Annotated in this window: 14 protein-coding genes; 5 read left to right on the forward strand and 9 right to left on the reverse strand. The window is 66.8% G+C overall.

Features of this window, described 5'->3' with window-relative positions; all coding sequences use genetic code 11:
• Position 1: 1 nt before the first annotated feature.
• Positions 2-1,219, reverse strand: a complete 1,218-nt coding sequence (locus ACSQ3P_RS29690) for an MFS transporter (RefSeq protein ID WP_436169027.1) — start codon at positions 1,217-1,219, stop codon at positions 2-4.
• Positions 1,220-1,287: 68 nt separating this feature from the next.
• Here ACSQ3P_RS29690 and ACSQ3P_RS29695 point away from each other — a divergent pair, with 68 nt between their 5' ends.
• Positions 1,288-2,280 carry an AraC family transcriptional regulator gene (locus ACSQ3P_RS29695; RefSeq protein ID WP_436169028.1) on the forward strand — a complete coding sequence of 331 codons (993 nt, stop codon included), beginning with the start codon at positions 1,288-1,290 and terminating at the stop codon, positions 2,278-2,280.
• A gap of 34 nt (positions 2,281-2,314) precedes the next feature.
• Here ACSQ3P_RS29695 and ligA read toward each other — a convergent pair whose 3' ends face one another.
• Positions 2,315-4,465 (reverse strand): NAD-dependent DNA ligase LigA, encoded by a 2,151-nt coding sequence (ligA, locus tag ACSQ3P_RS29700; protein ID WP_436169029.1) that lies wholly within the window; start codon positions 4,463-4,465, stop codon positions 2,315-2,317.
• A gap of 278 nt (positions 4,466-4,743) precedes the next feature.
• On the opposite strand from ligA, the gene ACSQ3P_RS29705 reads away from it, so the two are divergent.
• Positions 4,744-5,553, forward strand: a complete 810-nt coding sequence (locus tag ACSQ3P_RS29705) for a DUF2189 domain-containing protein (protein WP_436169030.1) — start codon at positions 4,744-4,746, stop codon at positions 5,551-5,553.
• Positions 5,554-5,625: 72 nt separating this feature from the next.
• Here ACSQ3P_RS29705 and ACSQ3P_RS29710 read toward each other — a convergent pair whose 3' ends face one another.
• A complete protein-coding gene (locus tag ACSQ3P_RS29710; protein WP_436169031.1) occupies positions 5,626-6,828 on the reverse strand; it encodes an alpha/beta hydrolase in 1,203 nt (400 codons plus the stop codon).
• Positions 6,825-7,466 carry a TetR family transcriptional regulator gene (locus ACSQ3P_RS29715; protein ID WP_436169032.1) on the reverse strand — a complete coding sequence of 214 codons (642 nt, stop codon included), beginning with the start codon at positions 7,464-7,466 and terminating at the stop codon, positions 6,825-6,827. Before ACSQ3P_RS29715 ends, ACSQ3P_RS29710 begins: the two co-directional genes overlap by 4 nt.
• 222 nt (positions 7,467-7,688) lie before the next feature.
• Here ACSQ3P_RS29715 and ACSQ3P_RS29720 point away from each other — a divergent pair, with 222 nt between their 5' ends.
• Both ACSQ3P_RS29720 and ACSQ3P_RS29725 read left to right on the forward strand, forming a co-directional pair.
• Positions 7,689-7,991 carry a hypothetical protein gene (locus ACSQ3P_RS29720; RefSeq protein ID WP_436169033.1) on the forward strand — a complete coding sequence of 101 codons (303 nt, stop codon included), beginning with the start codon at positions 7,689-7,691 and terminating at the stop codon, positions 7,989-7,991.
• 156 nt (positions 7,992-8,147) lie between these two features.
• The gene (locus ACSQ3P_RS29725) at positions 8,148-8,264 is read left to right on the forward strand and encodes an LPXTG cell wall anchor domain-containing protein (RefSeq protein ID WP_436169146.1); all 117 of its coding nucleotides are present in this window, start codon (positions 8,148-8,150) and stop codon (positions 8,262-8,264) included.
• A 39-nt stretch (positions 8,265-8,303) separates the two neighbouring features.
• Here ACSQ3P_RS29725 and ACSQ3P_RS29730 read toward each other — a convergent pair whose 3' ends face one another.
• Positions 8,304-10,382, reverse strand: coding sequence for a DEAD/DEAH box helicase (locus ACSQ3P_RS29730; RefSeq protein WP_436169034.1), 2,079 nt, complete (start codon positions 10,380-10,382; stop codon positions 8,304-8,306).
• A gap of 256 nt (positions 10,383-10,638) precedes the next feature.
• On the opposite strand from ACSQ3P_RS29730, the gene ACSQ3P_RS29735 reads away from it, so the two are divergent.
• Positions 10,639-12,261: an ABC-F family ATP-binding cassette domain-containing protein gene (locus ACSQ3P_RS29735; RefSeq protein ID WP_436169035.1), complete on the forward strand. Its 1,623-nt coding sequence runs from the start codon at positions 10,639-10,641 to the stop codon at positions 12,259-12,261.
• 222 nt (positions 12,262-12,483) lie between these two features.
• Here the strand turns inward: ACSQ3P_RS29735 and recN are convergent, their stop codons facing one another.
• The 4 genes from recN to ftsZ all read right to left on the reverse strand — a co-directional run bounded on the left by recN (position 12,484) and on the right by ftsZ (position 18,346).
• Positions 12,484-14,169 (reverse strand): DNA repair protein RecN, encoded by a 1,686-nt coding sequence (gene recN, locus ACSQ3P_RS29740; protein ID WP_436169036.1) that lies wholly within the window; start codon positions 14,167-14,169, stop codon positions 12,484-12,486.
• A gap of 62 nt (positions 14,170-14,231) precedes the next feature.
• Complete coding sequence (locus ACSQ3P_RS29745; protein WP_436169147.1) at positions 14,232-15,107, reverse strand: outer membrane protein assembly factor BamD; 876 nt, start codon at positions 15,105-15,107, stop codon at positions 14,232-14,234.
• 282 nt (positions 15,108-15,389) lie between these two features.
• Entirely contained in the window at positions 15,390-16,340 is a 951-nt protein-coding gene (gene lpxC / locus ACSQ3P_RS29750; RefSeq protein ID WP_436169037.1) for a UDP-3-O-acyl-N-acetylglucosamine deacetylase, read from the reverse strand.
• Between the two features lie 311 nt (positions 16,341-16,651).
• Complete coding sequence (ftsZ, locus tag ACSQ3P_RS29755) at positions 16,652-18,346, reverse strand: cell division protein FtsZ (RefSeq protein WP_436169038.1); 1,695 nt, start codon at positions 18,344-18,346, stop codon at positions 16,652-16,654.
• Positions 18,347-18,367 lie beyond the last annotated feature (21 nt).

Here is an 18,367-nt window from a genome sequence, read left to right on the forward strand (position 1 = left end):
ATCAGGCCGGCTTCATCACGCCGCGCCCGGAGAAGGCGACGAGAAGCGCCCCCGCCAGGGTCGCCAGGGCGCAATAGCCGGTCGCGCCCGTGGCGCCGAAATGGTCGACCAGCACCCCGCCGAGAACGGCACCGCTGGCGATCGCGACCTGGAAGGCGGCGACCAGCAAGCCGCCCACGGCTTCCGCCTGGTCCGGCGCGACACGCACCATCCAGGTCTGGAGGCCGACCGGCAGCGCACCGAAGGCAAAGCCCCAGAGCGCGACGGCGCCGGCCGCGACCCAGAGACTGCTGCCGAAGGCGACGAGCGCCGCCGCCGTCGCTGCGGCGAGCAGGGCGCCGAAGATCACGGCCGCCGGTGCACTGCGCTCGACGATCGCGGCGCCGGCGAAATTGCCGAAGAAGCCGCCGATTCCATAGGCCAGGAGCACAAGCGAGATCGTCTCGACCGAAAGCCGCGGCACCTGCTCCAGGAAGGGGCGGACATAGGTGAAGCCGGCGAAATGGCCCGAGATCACGATGAGCACCGTCGCCAGGACGAGCCGGACATTGCCGCGCCGCAGCAGTGCAAACAGCGTCCCGAGCTGCGCCGCCGCCAGCGGCGGCAGGCGCGGCATGGTGGCAAGCTGGGCGATCAGGGCCAGGATTCCGACCACGGCCCCGATCGCGAAGACCGAGCGCCAGCCGAGCAGGTCGCCGAGATAGGCGCCGACCGGCGCGGCACTGACCGTCGCGAAGGAGACGCCGGTGAAGATGATCGACATGGCGCGCGGCAATGCGCGCTCCGGCACCAGCCGCATCGCGGTTGCCGCCATCATCGACCAGAAGCCGCCGAGCCCGATGCCGAGCAGCACCCGCGCCGCCAGCAGCGTGGCGAGGCCGTCGGAGAGTGCGGCGAGGATGTTGGAAAGCACCAGCAGGACGGTGAAGCCCCAGATCACGAGGCGGCGGTCGAGCCCACGCGTCAGGATCGAGGTGAAGAGCGCGGCGAAGATCGCGACCACGGCGGTCGCGGTCACGGTCTGCCCGGCAGCGCCGTCCGAAACGCCGATATCCGCCGCCATCGGCGTCAGCAGGCTGGCGGGCAGGAATTCGGCCGTGACCAGGCCGAAAACGCCGAGGGTGAGCGAGAAGATCGCAGCCCAGGCCGGGCTTTGCTCATCGGCATCGGCCGGGGAATCGAATGGCAGGGTTGCGACGGCAGTGGCGGATTCGGACATGGCTGTCTCCAAAGGGTTGCCGCAAGATGGGCGTGACCGCCTGGAGCTTCCATGCTAGTTTCTCCATAATGCTTGACTATTCGTCCAAGATTGCTGCGCCTGCGAACGACCCGCTGACCGAGATGCTGCGGGGTCTGCGGCTCGATGGCGTCGAATATGGCCGCTGCCAGATGGCGGCGCCCTGGGCCATCGCCGTTCCCGCCCAGAAAGCCGCGCGCTTCTATTACATCGGCAAGCGCGGCTGCTGGCTGCTGACGCCAGCGAAGGAATGGATCGAATTGCGCGACGGTGATGCGCTGCTGTTCCCGCGCGGCGCCGAGCATGTGCTCGCCAGCGCGCCGGATGTCGAGGCCTTTCCGCTGGGAAGCTGCCAGGTCGAGAAGGTCTGCGGCAACATCTTCGATCTCAAGGGCGGCGGAGACGGCGAGGCCACCCTGCTCTTCAGCGGCAGCATGACCTTCAATGTCGACAGCGCCCATCCCCTGCTGCGGATGATGCCCGAGCTGATGCGCATGTGCGATCTGGCGACGAGCGAATCAGGCATCCCGCATCTCCTGGAGGCGATGGCCCGCGAAGTGGCGATGGACCGAGTCGGTGCCGGCGGCATCCTGGCCCGGCTCGCCGATGTGCTGGCGGCCAGCATCATCCGCTCCTGGGTCGAGAGCGGCTGCGGCGACGCCACGGGCTGGATCGCGGCGGCGCGCTGCCCCGATGTCGGCAAGGTGCTGGCGGCGATCCATCTCGATCCGGAGCGCGACTGGACGGTGGCTTCGCTGGCCAGGCTGATGGGCGCCTCGCGCTCCGCCTTCGCCGAGCGCTTCGCCAGCGTCGTCGGCGAGACGCCGGCCCGCTATGTCGCGCAGATGCGCATGCACCAGGCCCGGCAATGGCTCGCCAGCGACAAGCTCAAGATCTCGGTCGTGGCCCGGCGTCTCGGCTATGAATCGGAAGCCTCCTTCAGCCGCGCCTTCAAGCGCGTCATCGGCACGGCGCCGAGCCATGCCCGGGCAGACGATGCCAACGGACAGAACGGCGCGGCGCGGCCGAGCGCAGGCAACTGATCGCGCGGGGCGACCCGCGCCCTGCGAGCAAGCCTTACCGCCCTACGAGCTCGAACCAGCCGGCCTCGTCGATCACCTGCACGCCATGCTTGGTGGCGTCCTTGAGCTTCGAGCCGGCGCCCGGCCCTGCGACCAGGAGATCCGTCTTCGAGGAGACCGAGCCCGCGACCTTGGCGCCAAGCCGTTCGGCCATCGCCTTGGCCTCGTCGCGCGTCATCTGCTCCAGCGCGCCAGTGAAGACGACGATCTTGCCGGCGACCGGGCTGACCGAGGCGACCGCCTCCAGCGGCTGCGGCACGACCTGCGCCAAAAGCCGGTCGAGCAGCTCCTCATTGTGAGCCTCGGCGAAGAACTGCATCAGCGCCTCGACCACCGTCGGCCCGACGCCGTCGATCGCGTCGAGTTCCTGGCGCTCAGGCGAGACTGGATCGGCAGCGGCAATGCCGGCCGCGCGCAGGGCCTCGAACGAACCGTAATGCCGCGCCAAAAGCCGGGCATTGGTCTCGCCGATATGGCGGATGCCGAGCCCGAAGATGAAGCGGTTGAGCGGTGGCTGGCGCCTGTCCTCGATCGCAGCGAACAGCTTGGCGACGCTCTGGCTGCCAAAACCTTCCTTGTCCCTAAGCTTCTTGAAATTCGCGGCGTCGCGCTGCGCCAGCGTGAAGATGTCGGCCGGCTCCTTCACCGGCAGGTCGGGATCGGCATGGAAAAACTCGATCTGCTTGTCGCCGAGCCCGTCAATGTCGAGCGCATCGCGCGAGACGAAGTGCTTCAGGCGCTCCATCGCCTGGGCCGGGCAGATCAGCCCGCCGGTGCAGCGGCGCACCGCATCCTCCTTGCCGCTGCGCGGATTCATCTCCCGGGTCGCATGGCTGCCGCAGGCCGGACATAGCGTCGGGAAGGCATAGGGCTGCGAATCCGCTGGCCGCTTGGCGAGATCGACCGACTGGACGCGCGGGATCACGTCGCCCGCACGCTTCACCGTCACCGTATCGCCGACGCGAATATCGGAGCCGTCGCGAATCGGCAGGCCCTTGGAATCGAAGCCGCGGATATAGTCCTCATTGTGCAGCGTCGCGTTGGAGACAACGACGCCACCGACCGTGACCGGCCTGAGCTTGGCGACGGGGCTGAGCGCGCCGGTGCGCCCGACCTGGATCTCGATCGCCTCCAGCACCGTGGTCGCGAGCTCGGCCGGAAATTTATGCGCGATCGCCCAACGCGGCGCGCGCGCGACGAAGCCGAGCCGCGTCTGCAGGGCAAGCTCGTCGACCTTGTAGACGACGCCGTCGATATCGTAGCCGAGCGTGGCCCGCTGGCTCTCGATAAACCGGTAGCGTTCCAGCAACTCCTCGACGCTCTCGCAGCGCTTCATCAGCGGATTGGTGCGAAAACCCCAGCGCTTGAAGGCCTCGACCACGCCGAATTGCGTCTGCGCCGGCAAGATCGGCATCTCGCCCCAGGCATAGGCGAAGAAGCGCAAGGGCCGCGCCGCAGTGATCGAAACATCGAGCTGGCGCAACGAGCCCGCCGCCGCATTGCGCGGATTGGCGAATTCGGGAAATCCCTTCTCGCGCTGGCGTTCGTTGATGCCGGCGAAATCGGCATGGCCGAGATAGACCTCGCCGCGCACCTCGGCGATCTCCGGCACATCGTCGCCCGACAGCACATGCGGGATCTCGGAGATCGTGCGGGCATTCAGCGTGACGTCCTCGCCCTCCTCGCCATCGCCGCGCGTCGCGGCGGAGACCAGCGTGCCCTTCTCGTAGCGCAGCGAGAGCGAGAGCCCGTCGATCTTGGGCTCCGCCGTGAAGGCGATGCCACCCTCCTCCTTGCGGCCGAGGAAGCTGCGCACGCGCTGCACGAAATCGGCGACATCCTCATCCGTGAAGGCATTGCCGAGCGAGAGCATCGGCACGCGGTGCCGGATCTTGGCGAATTTCCCCGAAGGCTTGGCGCCGACCTTGTCGCTGACGGAGCCGGCGTCCTTCAGGACCGGGAACGCCTCCTCCAGCGCAACGAGCCGACGACGCTTGGCGTCATAGCTCGCATCGTCGAGGATCGGCTGGTCGTCCTGGAAATAGGCGCTGTCGGCAGCCGCGATCTCGGTGGCGAGCAGCTTGTGCTCCGCCCTGGCCTGGCGCTGGGTCAAATCCGCGACGGGAATGGCTTGGGACTCGCTCATGGCCCTTCATTAGGCGAGATGCCTGTGACGAGAAAGGGCAGGAGCCTGCGCGACCTGGAGCATCGGCCCGAAAAGTGGGAACCGGTTTTCGGGACAAGCCGATGCAACATCAAAACCCTACTGCGTCCCGCTTTCGTGTTCGGCATGCATGCGACAAAACGCCCATTCGCGCGTATAATGCCAAGGCTGGGAATTGGAAGCTCGACGCCTGCAGGCCGTTGACCCAAGGATGGCGTCGATTGCCGCAAGCGAACCGGGCCAGAACCGGGAGATACGCCATGGCAAACCTCGACGGCACGATGCCCGATGCCGCTACGCGCCTCGCGGCGCAACACGCCGAACCGAAGATCAACATCATCACCACCCGCGACCTTCGCGACGCGCTCCTGCGCGGCTGGGAGGATTTCAAGGCGCAGCCGAGCCACGTCGTCTTCATCGCGCTGATCTATCCGGTCGCCGGCGTGATGCTCGCGCAGCTCACCGTGACCTACAACATCTTCCCGCTGCTCTTCCCGCTGCTCGGCGGCTTCGCCTTGCTCGGCCCCTTCGCCGCGATCGGCCTCTACGAGATCAGCCGCAGGCGCGAGCTCGGCATGGATTCCTCCTGGAACCATGCCTTCGGCATCCTGAGATCGCCCTCGATCGGCCAGATCGCCCTGCTCGGCGCTATGTTGACCGGTCTCTTCATCGCCTGGCTGTTTGCCGCCTGGTTCATCTATCGCGGCCTGCTCGACCTGCCGGCCGACGTCTCGACGCCGGACTTCCTGCGCGCGGTCTTCACCACCTTCAACGGCTGGGTGATGATCATCGTCGGCAATTCGCTCGGCCTGCTCTTCGCCATCTTCGCCTTCTCGATCTCGGTGGTGTCCTTTCCGCTGATCATCGACCGTCATGTCGAGGCCGCTACCGCGATCAAGACCTCGATCGCCGCCGTCGAGGCCAATCCGCGCGTGATGATGTATTGGGGGCTGATGGTCACCGGGCTTCTGGTGCTTGGCTGCCTGCCCGTGCTCGTCGGCCTGGTCGTGGTCATGCCGGTGCTCGGCCACGCGACCTGGCACCTCTACCGCAAGGTCGTTGAGGCTTGAGCAGCTAGCTCTCCGTCCCGGCCGCGCGCAGACAGCGATGCCTGCCAGCGCAAGCGGCCTCGGGAGCGCGCTTCAATAGTCCAGCGTCTTTCGGCCTGGCGCGCTGGCCGCTTCGATGCGCTGCAGGAACTCGCTGCGGTTGGCCCGGCTCAGGACGGCGACAGGGGCGGTGACCGCCGCCCCGGCGACGCGCGCGCCTCCCAGCGCCGCCATGCCGACCTGGTCGGCCAGGCTGGCCTCGCCGCCCGCCAGCGACTGGCCGGACAGGCGCTGCCCCAGCACCCGCACCATCTCGGGGCTGTCGGCGAAGGTGTTGTGCGCCAGCGGATCGCCGGCCTTCACGTCCGAGGTATCGATGATCGAGATGCCGAGCGTGGCGAGCTCGGCCATATAGGGCCGCATATCGGCGGCGCCGACACGCTCGACATCTCCCGAGAGCCAGCGCGACAGGGCCAGCGCGCGATCGTTGCGGGAGGAGAAGATCGTGAAATGCGGTCGCTTCGGGCCCATTTCGATGATCTGGCGGCGGAACACGTCGACATCGATATCAGGCGAGGCGAGCACGACGTTTCGGATCTTCGCCGAGATGCCCTTGTCGCGCAGCGCGATGCCGCGCAGCGCTTCGGTGGCGAGCCAGCTGCCCATCGAATGCGCCAGGATCGTCACCTCGCCGACATCGGGGCTCTTGGCAGCCTCCCGCAGCATCTCCTCCAGCGCGAAGCGCGAATAGTTCGTGCTCTCCTTGTCGTAGACATAGTCGAACACGCTGGCGCGCGACGGCCAGGTGAACATGACCGGAGTGGCATCGATGCCCGCGTCATGGGAGATCTGGGCGAAGCGATAGACGGCGTCGGAATAGGTATTGTTGAAGCCATGCACGAAGACGAGCAACCGGCGCTTGGGGCCGCGATTGCGCCGGTACCAGTCCATGGCCGCGTTGGTCGACAGGACCGGCTTGACCTGGAGCGTGACGAAATCGGTCTGCGGATTGCCCGGCGACCTGCTGGGCCACTGGATTTCCCCGACCTTGCGATTGCTGTCGGGCGGGATGGAGACCACGATATTCGTCAATGAGATCGCCGTCGCCCTCTCCCCGGTGAAGAGCTCGCCCGGGTCGCTCGCCGGCTTGCGCGTCGTGGCGACGAGCATGTCGACCCGGCTCGCGCCAGGCGCGGCGGCTGCGACCGGATCGAGGATTTTCGACGGCTGCGTCGCGCAGGCGCCCAGAAGCAGGCAGAGCGCGAGCGCCAGGCGGTTGGAAGAGCCCAATATCATGCTGCCCGCTCTGCGACCGGCATGTCCCGTCCCGGCGTCGTCAAGGATGTCAGGAAAGCGCGGATGACCTCCGCGCCTTCCGGGGCGAGCGCGAGCTCGACCTCCTCGATCAACCACTCTGTGATCAGGCCATCCAACATCGCGTAGAGCGCGAGCGCGGCGGAGCGCGCCGTCCAGGGCCGCGCCAGGGCGTCGCTGCGCTGTGCAGCCTCGCATATGTCCATCAGGGACGAGCGAATCTGCTGGCGGAAATAGCGCATGTTGCCGACATCGTCCGGCGACCCGTTGACATCGATCACCCTGAGCAGCGCGAGGAGGCGCCTTTTTGCGGTATCGCCTTGAAGCTCGGCGAAGGTCGCCGCGGCCAGATCGCCGAAAGCCTCGAGCGGAGCAAGCGCCGCATCCGCCGTCAGGCTCCGTGCGAGCTGCTGCATCGGCAAGATCATCTCGTCTCGGATCGCGAAGAGCAGTCCAAGCTTGTTGTGGAAATGGAAATGCACGGCTCCGCGCGAGACGCCGGCGGCGGCAGCGATCTCGTCCAGCGAACAAGTCTCATAGCCGCGCCGAAGGAACAGCGCTTCAGCCGCCTGCAGGATTGTCTGTCGTGTCTCAGCAGCCTGCTCTTTGGTTCTTCGCACGGGATGCGCCTCTCGCTTCGCGCAAGCTCTATATACAAACGAACCGCTTGTATATTAGCCCTCGCGGAGCCCGCTTGGGAGTGCGTCAGATCTGATCACGACCGCCCTCGCCCGCTCGAAAAAGAAATCCGCGATCGCTTTGAACCTTCTCGACCGCTCCCGCGACCAACGGACATGGAGCTGCATGGTGCAGTTCCGTCCGAAAGCCCAAGGGAGACGATCATGACCATTCGCACCACCGTCGCCGGCCTCGCCACCGCCTTCGTTCTCGGCGCAGGCGCGCTGATCGGCGGCTCGCTCGCCACCTCCTCCTCCGCCCAGGCTGCCCCCGGCTGGCATGGCGGCCACGGCCATCACGGCCATTTCGGCGGAGGCCACGGCCATGGCCGCCGCTGGGGCCATGGCGGCTGGGGCTACCGCTCTGCCTATGCCGGCTTCTATCGCGGCGGCTGCTACACCGTGCTGCGGACCCGCTTCATCCCCGGCCTCGGCTATGTCGAGCGTCCCGTGACACGCTGCCGCTGATCGCGATCATGCCGCGCCATGCAGGGAGTCGGAGCAATCCGGCTCCCTCGGCGGTTGAGGCTGGCGCCCGCGGCTCATGCTCGCAACTGCGCCGCGATTCAGGAACCTTTGCCAGCGAAGCCGGTTCACTTTACGTCACGCAAATCGTGACGTGCTATTCACGCGGGCCGTCCTAGCCCGCCCAGAACCGGGGCTATCATGAACAACATCATCTATATCGTCGGCCTGATCGTGGTCGTCCTGGCGATCCTGTCCTTCCTCGGTCTGCGCTGAGGGCCGAGGAAGGACAGGAGAGACCAGGCCGGGCAGCGATCAGCCGCGGTCGTCGCGACCCGGCTTCTTGCCCTTGAAGGGCCTGCCGGCAGGCTTGCCGCCGAAGCCGGGCTTGTTCCCGGCATAGGGCTTCGCGCCGCCCGGCTTGCCGGCATAGGGCTTCGGCCCCGACCTGAACGAGACATTGGGGTCGGACAGCGCGTCCCGGTCGCTGCGGACCGGGTCATAGGGCTTGGCTGCGCCGAACGGCTTGCCCTTGCCCTCATAGGCCTTCTTCTTGCCTTCATAGGGCTTCTTCTCGAACGGCTTGTTCTCGTAAGGCTTCTTTTCGTAGGGCTTCTTCTCATAGGCCCTGGCCGGAGCGCGCTCCTGGTCACGTTCGGGGCGCGCATAGGCGGCCGGCGCATGCGAGGCCTTCTCCGCGAAAGGCTTCGCGGGGCGCCGTTCCTCCTCGCCGGTGACAGGCTGGATCACGATCTTGTCGCGGTCGACGGCCTTTGCCAGCTCGTAGAAGCGCTCGGCGACATCGGCGTCGATCTCGACCTTGGTCTCCTTGTCGAAGATCCGGATCGCACCGACCTCGTCGCGCGTGATCTTGCCGCGGCGGCACAGCATCGGCAGCAATTGGCGCGGATCGGCGCCGTCCTTGCGACCGATATTCAGAACGAACCAGACCGTATTGCCGCGCGGGCCGGCCTTGCGCGGCCCCTCGCCGCGCGGACTGTCCTCGCGGCCTTCGCCGAACCGGCCACCCTCGCGTGGCGCATATTCCTCGCGCGAACGGATCGGCCGCGAATCGCGTTGAAAGTTCGGATCGCCGACCTCTTCAGCGCCCGGCAGACGCGAACGATAGACCCGTACCAGCGCGGCAGCGATCTCCTGCGGCGAACGTCCCGCCAGCAGCGCCTCGACCATGGCGGCGTCGTCCTCGTCGGCCTCTCCGGTCAACAGCGGATCGCTCAGCAGCCGCTGCTGGTCGAGCGCGCGGATTTCCTCGGCCGTCGGCGGCCCGGCCCAGACTGCCTCGACCTTGGCCTCGGAGATCAGCATCTCGGCCTTGCGACGGCGCGACACCGGCACCAGCAGGACGCTCGTGCCCTTGTTGCCGGCGCGGCCGGTACGGCCCGAGCGATGCTGCATGACCTCGGGGTCGTTGGGCAGTTCGGCGTGGATGACCAGCGTCAGGCCGGGCAGATCGATGCCGCGTGCCGCGACGTCGGTCGCGACGCAGACTCGCGCCCGGCCGTCGCGCAGCGCCTGCAGCGCCGAATTGCGCTCGCTCTGGCTGAGCTCGCCCGAGAGCGCCACTGCCGAGAAGCCGCGCTCCAGCAGGATCGCCTCGAGATGGCGCACGGCGTTGCGGGTGTTGCAGAACACCAGCGAGCACGGCGAATCATGGAAGCGCAGCAGGTTGACGACAGCGAGCTCGGCCTCCTTCGGATAGACCCGGATGGCGCGATATTCGATATCGGCATGGCCGCGCGAGCCGCCGGTGACCTCGATGCGCAGCGCGTTGCGCTGGTAGTTGGTCGCGAGCTGGATGATCGCCTTGGGCAGCGTCGCCGAGAACAGCAGGCTCTGGCGCTCGGCCGGCGTCGTCTTCAGGATGAATTCGAGATCGTCGCGGAAGCCGAGATCGAGCATCTCGTCGGCCTCGTCGAGCACGACGGCCTTGAGCGCGGAAACGTCGAGGCGGTGCCGCTCGATATGGTCGCGCAGGCGGCCGGGCGTGCCGACGACGATATGGGCGCCTTCATCGAGCAGCGCGGCCTCGCGGCGCGGGTCCATGCCGCCGACGCAGGCGATGACGCGGGCATTGGCGTATTTGTAGAGCCAGGCGAGTTCGCGCTGGACCTGCAGCGCCAGTTCGCGCGTCGGCGCGATGATCAACGCTAGCGGCTTGCCGGCGCGGCCGAAGGCTTCCGCCTCGCCGAGCAGGGTCGTGGCGATGGCGAGGCCATAGGCGACCGTCTTGCCGGAGCCGGTCTGCGACGAGACGAGCAGGTCGCGCCCGGCAGCAGTGTCCTCCAGCACGGCATTCTGCACCGGCGTCGGATCGGAATAGTTGCGTTCGGCGAGCGCACGCGCGAGCGGCGGGCTCGTAGGAAGAAAGGACATGAGGTGTCGTGCCTAGGGTTACGGCGCAGATCAGGAAACGGCGCAGGAATTCGGGCGATGAGCGGCGCGGCGCGCAAATGCAGCCAGTCCGCAGCCATCGATTGAAATGGGCTCATAAAGCAGATCGCGGCAAAAGGGAATGGAGGGGGCCGATGACGCGGCCACCACCACCTGATTTGCCCGCCCGCTCTTCCGCAGACGGCCCCCATGGCGTAAGGGCGCGGGAAATCCCCCTACTCCCAGGTTCCGTGAACGCATGATCCGCCTCGAAAACATCAGCAAGCAGAACGGTCAGCAGATCGTCTTCATCGAGGCCTCGGCGGCGCTCCAGAAGGGGGAGAAGGTCGGCCTCGTCGGCCCCAATGGTGCGGGCAAGACCACCTTGTTCCGGATGATCACCGGGCAGGAACAGCCCGATGAGGGGCAGGTCGGCGTCGATCGCGGTGTGACCATCGGCTATTTCAGCCAGGATGTCGGCGACATGAAGGGCGTCAGCGCCGTCTCCGCCGTCATGGACGGAGCGGGCCCGGTGAGCAGCGTCGCCGCCGAATTGCGCGAGCTGGAAACCGCCATGGCCGATCCCGACCGCACCGACGAGATGGACGAGATCATCATGCGCTATGGCGAGGTCCAGGGCCGCTTCGAGGAACTCGACGGCTATGCGCTCGACGGCCGGGCGCGCGAGGTGCTCAGCGGTCTGGGCTTCAGCCAGGAGATGATGGACGGCGATGTCGGCGCGCTCTCGGGCGGCTGGAAGATGCGTGTCGCGCTCGCCCGCATCCTGCTGATGCGGCCCGACGCGATGCTGCTCGACGAGCCGAGCAACCATCTCGACCTGGAGAGCCTGATCTGGCTGGAGGAGTTCCTGAAGGGCTATGACGGCGCGCTTCTGATGACCTCGCATGATCGCGAATTCATGAACCGGATCGTCAACAAGGTCGTCGAGATCGACGGCGGTTCGCTGACCGCCTACTCCGGCAATTACGAGTTCTACCAGGAGCAGCGCGCGCTCGCCGAGAAGCAGCAGCAGGCCCAGTTCGAGCGCCAGCAGGCGATGCTCGCCAAGGAGATCAACTTCATCGAGCGCTTCAAGGCGCGCGCCTCGCACGCGGCCCAGGTCCAGAGCCGGGTGAAGAAGCTCGAGAAGATCGACCGGGTCGAGCCGCCCAAGCGCCGCCAGACCGTGTCCTTCGAGTTCCAGCCGGCACCGCGCTCCGGCGAGGACGTCGTCACGCTCAAGAACGTGCACAAAGCTTACGGCAGCCGCAGCATCTATGAGGGGCTCGACTTCCAGGTGCGCCGTAAGGAACGCTGGTGCGTGATGGGCATCAACGGCGCCGGCAAATCGACGCTGTTGAAGCTGGTTACGGGCGCCACCGAACCGGACAATGGCACGGTCGCACTCGGCGGCAGCATCAAGCTGGGCTATTTCGCCCAGCACGCCATGGAGGTGCTGGACGGCGACCGGACCGTGTTCGAATCGCTGGAGGACAGCTTTCCCCAGGCCGGCCAGGGCTCGCTCAGGGCGCTCGCCGGCTGCTTCGGCTTCTCCGGCGACGATGTCGAGAAGCGCTGCCGGGTGCTCTCGGGCGGCGAGAAGGCGCGGCTGGTCATGGCGAAGATGCTCTATGACCCGCCGAATTTCCTCGTGTTGGACGAGCCGACCAACCATCTCGACATCGCCACCAAGGAGATGCTGATCACGGCGCTCGCGCAATATGAGGGCACCATGCTGTTCGTCAGCCACGATCGCCACTTCCTGGCGGCGCTGTCGAACCGTTTGCTGGAGCTGACGCCCGAGGGCGTGCACGCCTATGGCGGCGGCTATACGGAGTATGTCGCGCGCACGGGCCAGGAAGCACCGGGCCTGCGCAGTTAAAGTCTACTGTTTTGTCGCGAAGCCGCACCGTCATTCCGGGGCTTGGCGAAGCCAAGAGCCCGGAACCCAGAACCGATGGAGCTGGGAATCACGCACCGTCATCAGCAGCGCTTGTGCCGTCACCACCTGCGATTCTGGGTTCCGGGCTCGATCCTTCGGATCGCCCCGGAATGACGGCATGTTTCAGAGCTAAGGCAGCAAGCTTCAGGTACGGCGCTGTAATCAGGCCTGCGCGACCGCGGCGTTCAGCAAGCGCCCAGCCGCCGCCCTCGCCTCCTCGGTGATGCTCGCACCCGCCAGCATGCGGGCGATCTCCTCGCGCCGCGCCTGATCGGCCAGCGCCGAAACGCGGGTGACGGTGCGCGAGGCGCTGTCCCCCTCGAGCGCCGATTTGGCAATCAGGAAATGCTGCCCGGCCTTGGCCGCGACTTGCGGCGCATGGGTTACCGAGATGACCTGGACCTTTTGCGCCAATCGCGCCAGGCGCTCCCCGATCGCATCCGCGACCGCGCCGCCGACACCGGTGTCGATCTCGTCGAAGACCAGCGTGGGGGCCGAGCCGCGCTCGGCCAGCACCACCTTCAGCGCCAGCATGAAGCGCGACAGCTCGCCGCCGGAAGCGACCTTCATCATCGGGCCAGGCCGCGTGCCGGGATTGGTCTCGACCCAGAACTCGGCGCGGTCGAAGCCTTCAGGCCCGCGCGCCGCCTCGTCTGTGTCGATCTGGGTGATGAAGCGCGCCCGCTCCAGCTTCAATGGCGGCAATTCCGCCTTGACCGCGCCGTCGAGCCTGGCCGCAGCCTGCTTGCGCTCTGCCGACAAGGCCTTCGCCAGCTTGACGAAGGCAGCCTCCGCCTCGCGCAATTCCGCCTCGAGCCGGCCGAGCGAGGTCTCGCTCTCGTCGAGGGCCGCGAGATCGGCAACCATGCTCTCGGCGAGCACGGCCAGGCCGTCGACGGGTACGTCGTATTTGCGCGCAGCGGCGCGCAGGGCAAACAGGCGCTCCTCGACGCGCTCCTGCTCGCGCGGATCATATTCGGCAGCGCGCATCGCCGCAGCCAGCGTCTCGGACGCCTCCTCCAGCGCGACGAGCGCGGTGTTGAGTGCGGCGAGCGACGGATCGATCAGGCCCGGCGCCTGAGCGGCACGGCGCTCCAGCCGACGCAGCACGGCGGCGAGCGCCGGCACCGGGGAGCCCTGCCCACCCACGGCCTCATGTGCGTCGATCAGGTCGCGCGCGACCTTCTCCGCCTGCATCATGCCTTGCCGGGTCCCCGCGAGGCTGTCTTCCTCGCCGGGCTGTGGCGCAAGCTTGCCGAGCTCCTGAACCGCATGGCGCAGGAAATCGGCCTCCTTGCGCGCGGCCTCAACGCGGATACGTTGCGCCTGCAAGGCCTGGCGTGCGCGCTTCAGCGTCTCGCTAGCCTCAGCCACCGCAGCGGACTGGCTTTCCAACCCGCCGAAACCGTCGAGGATGAGGCGGTGCTGCGCCGGGTCGGTCAGGGCGCGGTCGTCATGCTGGCCGTGGATCTCGACGATGGCCGCGCCGATCATCCGCAGGATCTGGACGCTGACCGGCTGGTCGTTGACAAAGGCGCGCGTGCGCCCGTCGGCATATTGCACCCGCCGCAGGATCAGGTCGCCATCCGTGTCGATTTCCTGCGCCTGCGCCAAGAGCCGCGCCGGATGCTGCATCGGCAGGTCGAAAACCGCTCCGACCTGTCCTTGCGTCTCGCCATGGCGCACGAGCCCGCCATCGCCGCGCCCGCCCAAGGCGAGCGCGAAGGCATCGAGCACGATCGACTTGCCGGCGCCGGTCTCGCCGGTCAGCACGCTCAGGCCATCGCCGAAGCTCAGATCGAGCCGGTCGATCAAAACGATGTCACGGATCGAGAGCTGCGCCAGCATGGCGCTTAGCGCAGGCTTAAACGACGGAACATGCGCTGGCGACCTTCATGCCTGCCTTGTCTCTAGCGGGTGCCGAATCCAACAATGCCGGTCACGACGCGCGAAAAGCCATTGAAAGCTTGGCTGATATAGGAACCGCGATCCTCGCGCGGCTGGAGGCCGCCGCTCTCGAGCAGCACATAGGCGTCCTTGTACCAGGGGCTGTCGGGGAAGTTATGCCCGAGCACGGCCGCCGCCGTCTGCGCCTCATTGGTGATGCCGAGCGCCATATAGGCCTCGGTCAGGCGCATCAGCGCCTCCTCGACATGGCGCGTGGTCTGGTACTTGGTGATGACATCGCGGAAGCGGTTCACGGCACCGGTGTAGTTGCGCTTCTCCAGATAGAAGCGCCCGACATTCATCTCCTTGCCCGCGAGCTGGTCGCGCGCGACGAGGACCTTCTCCTTGGCGTCGACGACATATTCCGACTTCGGGTATTTCTGCAGCAGCTCGTCGAAGGCGGCGATCGCCTTCTCCGTCCGCTCCTGGTCGCGCGTCGCGTCCGGGATCTGGTTATAGTAGGACATCGCCATCAGATACTGCGCATAGGCAGCGTCAGGGCTCGCCGGGTTCTGCGCGATGAAGCGCTTCGAGGCGGTGATCGCGTCGTCCCATTTGCTCGCCTGGTAGTTCGTATAGGCGGACAGGATCAAGCCCTTCTTGGCGAAGGGAGAGAACGGCGCATTCTTGTCGATCTCGCCGAATTTCTTGGTCGCGCCCTCGCTGTCGCCGTTCTGCATCCGCGCCAAGCCCTCATTATAGAGCCTGTCGGCGGGAACGTCAGCGACGACCTCGGGCTTGTAGACCTCGGGCTTGTCGAAGGGATTCATGTTCGACAGCGTATCGCAGCCGCCGAGCATCAGGGCGACGCCGAGAGCAAGGCCCGTGCTGCTGCGCATAGATCCGGCGCGATGGATTGTCGGAATGGTCAGCCGCTTGACGCTCACGTCGTCTGTCCTCTTTCGATCGTCCCCGCTTAATGGGGAAGCATGCCTTACCTCAGACGCCGCCCGCGCGCCACCGTCGAAAACGAGACGCATGATCCGGAACAACCGGAGGAGTGGCGATAGCGGCGCGGAACCTGTCGCCCCCGCTAACATCCGGTGCGAGTCGATTCCAGCAGCGTACATTCGACAGAAAGCAGGCGAATGGAAGGCGCAGACGCGTCTTAGCAGCGCGCGTCAGTGCAAATCCGGCGCGAAGGCAGCCGGCGCGGCCGCCGCCATCTGGACCGCACGCGGAGCGGCGTAAACCGGCTCGGCCTCGACGATCGCGTAATTGGCGCGGTCGGCGAACAGCGCCTCCAGGATGCGGACATTCATGCGATGGCCGCCGCAATAGGAGCGGAACTCGCCCTGGATCGGATAGCCGGCAAGCGCAAGATCGCCGATCGCGTCCAGCACCTTGTGGCGCACGAACTCGTCGGCATAGCGCAGGCCTTCGGGATTGATGACCTTGTCGTCACCGATCGCGACCGTGTTGTCGAGCGAGGCGCCGAGCGCGAAGCCTGCCTTCCAGAGCTGCTCGACATCGCGCATGAAGCCAAAGGTCCGCGCACGGGAGATCTCACGGGCGTAAGCCACCGGCTCGAGGTCGAAGACCTTGCGCTGGCGGCCGATCACCGTGGTGTCGAAATCGATCTCGACATCGAGGCGGAAGCCCTCCTGATCCGACGGAAGCAATTCGGCGAAGGCGCGACCATGCTCGATGCGCACCGGCTGCAGGATCTTGAGGTAGCGCCGGGCGGCCTGCAGCGTCGTGACGCCGGCAGACTCAATCGCGTTCACGAATTCGGTGGCGCTGCCGTCCATGATCGGCATCTCGGGGCCATCGATCTCGACGAGCACGTTGTCGAGGCCAAGGCCGGCGCAGGCCGACATAAGATGCTCGATGGTCGCGACCGAAGCCGAAGCCTTGTCACCGATCACGGTGCAAAGCTCGGTGGCGCTGACCTTGGTGTGCTTGGCGTGGATCAATTGCGCCGGCTCGGCGTCGAGCCCCTTGCGCAGGAAGACCACGCCCGAATTGGCGCTGGAGGGCTTCAAGCAAATGGTGGCGGGTGCTCCGGAGTGCACGCCGATCCCGGTCAAGGTCACAGGGGCGCGCAGTGTCGTCTGCCGATCGAAGCTCATCTGGTATCCAATCCTGATCGCCGGGAACGTGGCGGAGCCTGACATGGCTCCCGAACCGACCGTCGCTGCGATGCCTCGGACATCAAACCCCTGGCCGAAGCCCTGCGCCAATGTCCCCGTTAGTGCAGATGCAACATAAGCGCTTCGGACAGGGTGACAAAATCACGCTTTCTTTCGCTGTGTTACAGCCCTCACAAAGCCAGGAAAAACTGATCATCCCGTTGATAAATATGGTTTTCCAGACATGAACAAAGCCCGGTTCGCTGCAGCGCACCGGGCTTTGTAACGGAGGCGGAAGAACTGCCCTAAGGTCAGTTTGCCTGGCGGCGCAGGAAGGCGGGGATTTCCAGCTGGTCTTCCTCGCTGCTGCGATTCGGGGCGGCGCGACCCATCTGGTCGAGCTGACCCTGCGCCGGGCGCGCGGCCGGCGGCGCCGGACGGCGCATATATTCGGCATGGGCCGCGCTCGGCGCGGGCGCCGCGGCGGGAGGCTGCGGAGCCTGGCGCAGCGGAGCCTGCGGCTCCTGAGCCTCATCCTCCTTGCGGCCGAAGCCGACCGAGGCCAGGCGCTGCATCAGCGACATCCGCTTCTGGTCGGCGGAGTTCGGCGGCTGGGGAGCCGACTGCGCGCCACGCTGGGCCGCGATCTGGTTCTGCGCCGGCACCGGCAGATCCTCGATGCGGGGCATCCGCGTCGGGCGGATCACGGCGCGCTCCGGCGAAGGCGGGATGAAGCTGCTCTCCGGCATGGCCTGCTGCGGGACCGACAGCATCGGCTCGGGTGCCGGCGCCGCCGGCATCATCGCGCGCGGCTGGACCGGCTCGATATGGATGTCCTCGGTGATCGGAGCGGGCGCCGGGGCGCGCAGCGGCTCGGCCTGCTGCGGCATGCGCAGGTCCATGACAGGCTCGGGCGCCGGCGGCGGCGTGAAGCCGCGCACCGGAGCGCTGGTGCTGCGCAGGCGGGCTTCCGCCTTCAGGCGCTCGGCGACCTGGGCGATGCGGGCCTCGGTCTCGTCCATCTCGGCCTGCGTGGTGACGGGCTTGTCGATGCCGGTCGCCACGACCGAGACGCGCACGATGCCTTCGAGCGATTCGTCGAAGGTCGCGCCGACGATGATGTTGGCCTCGGAATCGACCTCCTCGCGGATGCGGGTGGCGGCTTCGTCGACCTCATAGAGCTTCATGTCGCGCCCGCCGGTGATCGAGATCAGCAGGCCGCGCGCGCCCTTCATCGAAACGTCGTCGAGCAGCGGGTTGTTGATCGCGGCCTGAGCGGCCGACAGAGCCCGCTTCTCGCCCTGCGCCTCGCCGGTGCCCATCATCGCCTTGCCCATGCCGCGCATCACGGCGCGCACGTCGGCAAAGTCGAGGTTGATCAGGCCTGGACGCACCATCAGGTCGGTGATGCAGGCGACGCCGGAATAGAGCACCTGGTCGGCCATGCCGAAGGCGTCGGCGAAGCCGGTGGTCTCGTTGGCGACGCGGAACAGGTTCTGGTTCGGGATCACGATCAGCGTGTCGACCGCCTCGTTCAGCTCGCCGATGCCGGCTTCCGCCATGCGCATGCGGCGATGGCCCTCGAACTGGAACGGCTTGGTGACGACGCCGACGGTGAGGATGCCCATGTCGCGGGCGACGCGGGCGATCGCGGGAGCAGCACCCGTGCCGGTGCCGCCGCCCATGCCGGCGGTGATGAAGACCATATGCGCGCCCGCCAGATGGTCGCGGATCTCGTCGATGACCTCTTCGGCCGCCGCGCGCCCGACTTCAGGCTGCGAGCCGGCGCCAAGACCTTCGGTGACCTGCAGGCCCATCTGGATGATGCGCGAGGCGCGGCTGAGCGCCAGCGCCTGGGCGTCCGTGTTGGCGACCACGAAGTCGACGCCGTCGAGACCGGCCTCGATCATGTTGTTCACGGCGTTGCCGCCGGCTCCACCAACACCGAACACCGTGATCCGGGGCTTGAGTTCCCGGATGTCCGGGGCTTGCAGATTCATCGCCATGGTTGCCTCTTTTGATCCTTG

Origin of the sequence: Allobosea sp. LjRoot9 (genome assembly GCF_964252745.1) — a bacterium.
Lineage (GTDB): Bacteria > Pseudomonadota > Alphaproteobacteria > Rhizobiales > Beijerinckiaceae > Allobosea.

What these genes read in the sequence shown, in the direction of transcription:
- ACSQ3P_RS29745 (WP_436169147.1), bottom strand. Translation starts at nt 15,107, where the DNA reads ATGCGCAGCAGCACGGGCCTTGCTCTCGGCGTCGCCCTGATGCTCGGC.
- lpxC (WP_436169037.1), bottom strand. Translation starts at nt 16,340, where the DNA reads ATGAGCTTCGATCGGCAGACGACACTGCGCGCCCCTGTGACCTTGACC.
- recN (WP_436169036.1), bottom strand. Translation starts at nt 14,169, where the DNA reads ATGCTGGCGCAGCTCTCGATCCGTGACATCGTTTTGATCGACCGGCTC.
- ACSQ3P_RS29710 (WP_436169031.1), bottom strand. Translation starts at nt 6,828, where the DNA reads ATGATATTGGGCTCTTCCAACCGCCTGGCGCTCGCGCTCTGCCTGCTT.
- ACSQ3P_RS29705 (WP_436169030.1), top strand. Translation starts at nt 4,744, where the DNA reads ATGGCAAACCTCGACGGCACGATGCCCGATGCCGCTACGCGCCTCGCG.
- ftsZ (WP_436169038.1), bottom strand. Translation starts at nt 18,346, where the DNA reads ATGGCGATGAATCTGCAAGCCCCGGACATCCGGGAACTCAAGCCCCGG.
- ACSQ3P_RS29690 (WP_436169027.1), bottom strand. Translation starts at nt 1,219, where the DNA reads ATGTCCGAATCCGCCACTGCCGTCGCAACCCTGCCATTCGATTCCCCG.
- ACSQ3P_RS29730 (WP_436169034.1), bottom strand. Translation starts at nt 10,382, where the DNA reads ATGTCCTTTCTTCCTACGAGCCCGCCGCTCGCGCGTGCGCTCGCCGAA.
- ACSQ3P_RS29735 (WP_436169035.1), top strand. Translation starts at nt 10,639, where the DNA reads ATGATCCGCCTCGAAAACATCAGCAAGCAGAACGGTCAGCAGATCGTC.
- ACSQ3P_RS29695 (WP_436169028.1), top strand. Translation starts at nt 1,288, where the DNA reads ATGCTTGACTATTCGTCCAAGATTGCTGCGCCTGCGAACGACCCGCTG.
- ACSQ3P_RS29720 (WP_436169033.1), top strand. Translation starts at nt 7,689, where the DNA reads ATGACCATTCGCACCACCGTCGCCGGCCTCGCCACCGCCTTCGTTCTC.
- ligA (WP_436169029.1), bottom strand. Translation starts at nt 4,465, where the DNA reads ATGAGCGAGTCCCAAGCCATTCCCGTCGCGGATTTGACCCAGCGCCAG.